General features: G+C 43.0%; 1 pseudogene. It reads right to left on the bottom strand.

Features of this window, described 5'->3' with window-relative positions:
* Positions 1-205, bottom strand: a pseudogene (locus SB775_RS31385) (Putrescine importer PuuP); the annotation flags it as partial.
* Positions 206-256: the final 51 nt, after the last annotated feature.

The following is a 256-nucleotide window of genomic DNA, read 5'->3' as shown; positions in this document are numbered from 1 at the left end:
ATCCAAGCAGCAAGGAGTTCACATTCAGATTGGTCCATAGCCATATGTTGAAAAGCGAGCCGATCAGCGGCAGTACAAAATAACGGATGGACTCTTTTGGAGAACGCTTCTTTTGTCTAACAAAGTAATGGAAAATGACAGAAAGGTTTACAAAGGTAAAGGCTACGAGTGCCCCAAAATTGATAAAGGATGCTGCTGTAACCAAGGAGATCTAGAGCGCGGATAACGCAAAGATGCCGCCCATGATAATATTGTA

The sequence above is a fragment of the Peribacillus sp. SIMBA_075 genome (genome assembly GCF_046534585.1).
The sequence above is the reverse complement of the archived record's forward strand: the minus strand, read 5'-3'. Positions and strand labels throughout refer to the sequence as shown.